This is a genomic window from Desulfamplus magnetovallimortis (assembly GCF_900170035.1).
GTDB lineage: Bacteria > Desulfobacterota > Desulfobacteria > Desulfobacterales > Desulfobacteraceae > Desulfamplus > Desulfamplus magnetovallimortis.
Window position 1 is genome coordinate 31,154 of sequence record NZ_LT828566.1, and the last position, 6,298, is coordinate 37,451.

Consider the following 6,298-nt stretch of genomic DNA (forward strand, 5'->3'; position numbering starts at 1 on the left):
AGAGGGGATTTCAGATATTGATTACCGGGGACTTAAGGACGGCACCCTTTATCTTATACTGAGAAACCGTTTTGAAAAGGAGATAAGTTCCTTTGAGCCGGACTTGAAAAAGGATTTCAATGAAGAGCTGGACAGTCTTCAAAAAGATAAAAAGTCACTCCAGGGCAGGCTCAATAATCTTGTGGGAAAATTTGCCGAATATCAGCTTGCCACGGATTTCAGGAGCAGAAAGCGTTTTCCCTTGTCAGTTTACTTTAACGGGCTTCCAGATACCGACATTGCCAATACTCCCCTGAACATCATAGAAGTAAAACAGCGTGTCAAATTTCAGAGACAAGATGGAAAGGAGATGGAGATTGACGTGATGGCATTGTCCGATGATGGCAGGGTGGTGCTGGTTGAGGTTAAGAAGAGAAACGAGAAGATCGGGATAGCTGTGGTCAAGGATTTTCTGGAAAAATGCACAGCCTATGGTGCATGTTTTCCTGAAAAGAAAATTTTGCCGGCGTTTCTTTCCACCGGGGGTTTTACTGAGGATGCTTTTTTATTTTGTGATAATAACGGCATAGGTACAGCAGAAAAAATTATATATTTTGTTTGATTTGAATTAGTTATATTATTTATAATTTTTAAAAACTTTTAACATGGAAACAGCCTTTAACAGGAAGATATTTTTATGAAATTTTTTAACACAGCGGGCCCGATAGATCCGGAATACCGCTACTCTATTTCCCCCCCTAAAAGCACTGAGGCAGGCCGTAGATTATGGCAAAAAGTTTTCCCTATTGAAAGTAATGTGAAAATGAAGCTCTATTGTATTATTTCCATATTACTTTGGATTTTAACCGTAAACTGTGATCTTTTAGGAAATGAATTATTACATATCAGCAAAGAAAGACAAAATTGGGAACTTATTACAAACAGAAGTGAAATTAGAGCCTTACTTATCTCCGATGACAAAACTACTCTTTGGATCGCTACAACTGGCGGCCTGGAGGAGAGAGATGCCAATGACGGAAGGCTCAAAAAATTATTTTCAAATCAAGATGGGTTACCGAAAAATTTAGTGACATCTCTTTTGTCAGACGATGAAGGTGGCATTTGGGTCGGTACCTGGGGATCTGGCCTTGGTCATTTAAAATCAAACGGCACATGGGAAATATTTAATAATAACAATTCTGGCCTACATTCCAACATCGTTACATCTCTTCTATCTGACGATCAGGGGGGAATCTGGGTTGGAACTTATGATAGCGGTCTTGTTCATATGAGCCTGCAGGGCACATGGGATATAGTTAATACATACAATTCTGTTTTACCTAATAACTGGGTTACCTCCCTTTTATCAGGAGGGCAAAGTAGCATCTGGGTTGGGACTTATAATGGTTTTGCTCATTTAAAAGCAGATGGAACTGGTGATGTATTCAACTCATCTAACTCTGTTTTACCAGATAACTGGATCAACTCCGTTCTATCAGACGAACAAGGAAATCTTTGGGTGGGAACCTGGGGTGGTCTTGTACGCCTTAAGCCAGATGGTACAGGTGAAGTCTTTAATAAATACAATTCTGGGCTTCCGGGTAACTATGTTGGCTCGCTTATATCCGATAATCAGGGCGGCATCTGGATTGCAAATCAGACTTACAATGATGCAATTAGTATATATGGAACGGACGGTAATCTTGTCCATATGAGAGCAGACGGTACATGGGAAGTTTTTAATGAAGAGAATTCCGATCTGCCTGATAATTTTATCGCGTCCCTTCTATCAGACGGCCAGGGAGGGTTCTGGACAGGAACTTATAACGGCGGGCTTGCTCATTTGAAAACAGACGGCACAAGTGATCTATTCTATGAAAACAATTCCGGCCTTCCGGGTAAACAGATCAATTCACTTCTGTCCGACAATCAAGGAGGTCTTTGGGTTTCAACGGTTTACGGCGGCCTTGGGCATCTGCAATCAGACGATTCATGGGAGATATTTAACAAAAAAAATAGTGCGCTGCCTGATGATATTGTGACCTCTCTTTTATCAGATGGTCAAGGTGGTATTTGGATGGGAACCATGCACGATATTTTTGATATAAAAGGTCGTCTTTCTCATTTAAAGTCTGAAAACACATGGGAAATTTTTGATCTATATACTTCTTTTTTGTCAAATGATTGGGTTTCATCTCTTCTCTCTGACAATCAAGGAAGCATTTGGATCGGCACTACGGAAAACGGTCTTGCTCATTTGAAATCAGACGAAACATGGGAAATATTTAATAAAAATAACTCTAATCTACCGGGAGACTATGTCTGTGCCCTTCTGTCTGACAATGAAGGCGGTATTTGGGCTGGGACTTCGGAAAACGGACTTGCTCATCTGCAATCAGATGCTACATGGGAAATATTTAATAAACACAATTCTGGCCTGCCAGATGATCATGTCATATCTCTTTTAACCGACGGTCAAAACGGTATTTGGGTAGGAACTCACGACGGTGCTGTTAATTTGAGATCAGATGGTACATGGAATATTTTTAACGTATTTGATGAAGCGACTTCTGGTCTGTCTGACAACAACGTAACGTCACTTCTATCTGATCATCAAAAAGGTATCTGGGTAGGTACTTGGGGCGGCGGACTTGCTCATCTGAGGTCAGACGGGACATTGGAAGTGCTTCATGAAAACAATTCTGATTTACCCGATAACTTTATAACTTCCCTTCTACATGATGGTCTGGGCGGTATCTGGATGGGAGCTGGACAACTATACAGTACTCTGGCTCATCTGCTGCTAATTGGTTTTCCAGAACAAATCATCAAACATGATAAGCCTGATATCACAATGACCTGGTTTCTCAAAAATGCTCCATTTGACTATCAGAATGTCCAATTCATAGAATTACAGCGAGCATTATCCAAAACTGGCCTTTACGAAACAGTCCGTGATATTTCAGGCAATCCTGTCCGATTTTATGTGGACTATTCAGATTGCCCATATCCCCGAGTTGACAAATGCTGGCCTGCCGTACAAGGCCATACTCCAGCATACCAGGGCGAAGGCGATACCCGCATTAAAGGCTACACCCTTGACATTACCATAACAGACCCTGAATGGCTGGAAGGTTTGCCCAGGTATTACCGTCTGTCGGCTGTTATTGAAGAAAATGGGGCACTTGTCAGGGTTGCAAACAACAGCGAATCAACCTTCATGGCTCCGGCTGTGGAAGAAAATCCAAGGATAGATTTATCCCTTGAAAGATCAGCCATTGCACTTTCTCCTGGCAACGGCAAGGATATTACCCTTTTTGTTTCATCCATAGATCTTTATACAGGGGAAATCAAGCTTGAAACTTCATTGGTATCGGAAAATCCCGATGGAATTAATATCCGGATTGATCCTGCAACCGTAACCCTTAAGCCCGGAGAAACAGTTCCGGTACTTTTACATGTTGATATTTCTCCTGAAACAGCCAACACCTCAACCAACAACACTGCATCAACCATTCAAATAAATCCTGAAACCTCATCAGGTAATCAATTTAAAAGCACTGCATTGACTGTTTATACTGGAACAGAGCCAATGGCTGCCCTGAGCATTGCCCATACTACAAAACGCCCCAGGGTCATGGACGGCATAACTGTTTCCGGTAATATTGTGTCTGCGCAAAATGGACAGGAAGTTAATATTACAGGGAAAAATGCTGTTTCCAATAATGAAATTGAGCCATTGACGGTGTTAACAGATGACAAAGGTTTTTTTCAAGGTTCCATATTTCCAGAAAATTCCGGAAACTTGATACTTACAGCCCAGTCAGCCGGAGTTACAAGCAATAATGCAGAAATATTTATCCTGCCGGCAAAAAATCACATTGCCCTGACATCCAATGTAAATCAGGGTACATCCCAAAGGGATATCCTTACAATTGAAGGCATCATTACCCCTGTTAGACCCTCTGAAACAAGCTCAAATCCAAATACAAATTCAGGTACAGAATCAAGGCTTGTAAATCTTGATGTTCGCTACCTTGATCCCGATGATTCAGAATCAGGTCTGCAACCACAGTTTGTGGGAAATGTTGATGTTGATGAAAACGGAAAATTCAGCAAAGAGATTGTGGTACCTGGAGAGGGTTTCATAAATGTCAACGCAAGTCTGCCGGAAACACCTGATTTTCTTGGAATTGAAACAAAACTTGTAATTCCCATTGGTCAACCTGTGGGAGAGGGCATTATTGTTGTGTCCGAATCTGGTACACAAGCATTTCAGGAAATTTCAAAGTCCCTTGGCAAATATGTTTATAACACACTTCAAACCAGAAATATCCCCAGTGAGCGGATTCGGTATTTAGGCGGTGCAGATGATGAAAGCTCAATTCCTGTTGATGGATTTGCCGATAAAAGTAATTTGCATCATGCTCTGACAGAGTGGGCAGTATCTTTGATGTCCACAGAAGATCCCTATAAAACCCCTTTAAATCTCTACCTAATAGGAGATGTGGAAGATGGCAACTTTGAGTTGCTCACTGCTGGAGATTTGGCTTCATACCTTGATGAAGCGGAAAGTCTTATTTCAGATGATAAAGCTTCAGATACCAAAGGTTTTCCTGTAACCATTATCCTTGAAGGTTCCCAATCTGAAAGCTGGATAGATAAGATTGCAGGCAAGGGTAGGATAATTCTTACATCCTCTTCTGCCAAACCCTTGGATCAGGGCGGCTATTCAGGATACGACAACCTTGGAGAAAGCTCATTTTCCAGATATTTTTACCAGTTCATCAACTACGGCAGCGACATTGAAGGTTCCTTTGCCGAAGCCAACTACGAAATCCTTAAATTCTACCGACATACCCAGCGGCCCGTCATGGATGCAGACGGTGATGGAGTGGGCACTACAAAATATGATCGATATGAAGCCTCGGGCAAATTCATTGAATACAGGCCATCTGGAAATCTGCGGCCGGAAGTAAGAGCAACAAACCCGGACATGACTGTAAACATAAAAAATGCAACCAAGCTTTGGGCAATTGCCACAGACCCTGAAATAGAAATGTATGGAGTGTTCTGCTCCATAACTGACCCGTCCGGTAGAACAGAAAATATGGAGTTGCAGCGTGATCATGGTGATATGTACATTGGTGATTTTTATCCTGCTGATTCCGGTTCAGGGAATTCAGTGGGATGCCACCAGATCGTTTATTATGCAAAGGATAAGGCCGGTAATGTTTCCCTGCCTGTTGAAAAATTTGTGAATGTGGTGTCAGGCGGATCTCTGCCTGATGACAATACACCTGACAAGATCCCCAATGCTCCGGAATTTGCCATTTCCATTGAAGGAAGCATAGTGTCCATATCATGGGAGAACTCTTCATCTGATATAAAAGGTTATACCCTGTTTTACGCACCTTATCCCGATGCCGAATATATCGGGCAGTTTGAGATGGGTATGGAGAGATCAATAACATTTGATGGAGCTGGCATGGCTTTTTACTGTGCAATAAAAGCCTGCAATGATATGGGATGCAGTGATTATTCAAATATTGAGTGGTTTGATCTGTAATAAAATTCTTATACGATAGTGCTAATTTTCATCTACTATAAGGAGCAGTTACAATGCAATATCCATTACCTGAAAGAATTGGGGAACCAGATTTGCTGGTTGGTCGTGAAAATGAGTTTGCCCTGTTCCATAAATGGATTGATAAAATACCCAAACGCCTTTCCAAATCAAAAGTGATACTTGCCCGCAGAAAAAGCGGAAAAACTGCTTTTATTCAAAGGCTTTTCAATCAGCTTTGGAGTGAAAACGGTAAGGTGATTCCTGTTTTTTTTGAGATAGGGGAATCTAAAAAGTGGTACCCCGATTTTGCTGTGGATTATTACTGTCTTTTTGCATCCCAGTACATATCTTTTATGGAACGCCAGGGTTCTCTTGTTCGCAATACTCTTTCCTTAAATGAGATCAGACAATATGGCGAAGCAAATGGCAAACATTTACTGGTACGGGACGTAGAAGCCATTACCCATCACATGGACAACGATTCTTATGATCTGGTATGGAAAACCGCCTACACTGCCCCTGAGCGTATAGCTGCTGAATACGATCAGCGATTTTTGGTTATTATTGATGAATTTCAGAACATTACTGAATACGTATATCGTGATAAAGCTTGTAAAACAGCTAAAGATGAAACCATGGCCGGCAGTTTCCATGGCGTGTCAGAATCCAAAATTGCCCCAATGCTTGTAACAGGTTCCTATGTTGGCTGGCTTGTGGGGATTTTAGATAAATATCTCGAAGCAGGTCGCC

Annotated in this window: 3 protein-coding genes; all 3 read left to right on the forward strand. The window is 41.6% G+C overall.

The genetic code is table 11. The features are described 5' to 3' along the window. A partial coding sequence (locus tag MTBBW1_RS25560; protein WP_186441716.1) for a hypothetical protein occupies positions 1-601 on the forward strand: 601 nt, incomplete at its 5' end. A gap of 75 nt (positions 602-676) precedes the next feature. Further along, entirely contained in the window at positions 677-5,548 is a 4,872-nt protein-coding gene (locus MTBBW1_RS25565) for a two-component regulator propeller domain-containing protein (RefSeq protein ID WP_080809364.1), read from the forward strand. 53 nt (positions 5,549-5,601) lie between these two features. Further along, a partial coding sequence (locus tag MTBBW1_RS25570) for an ATP-binding protein (protein ID WP_186441717.1) occupies positions 5,602-6,298 on the forward strand: 697 nt, incomplete at its 3' end.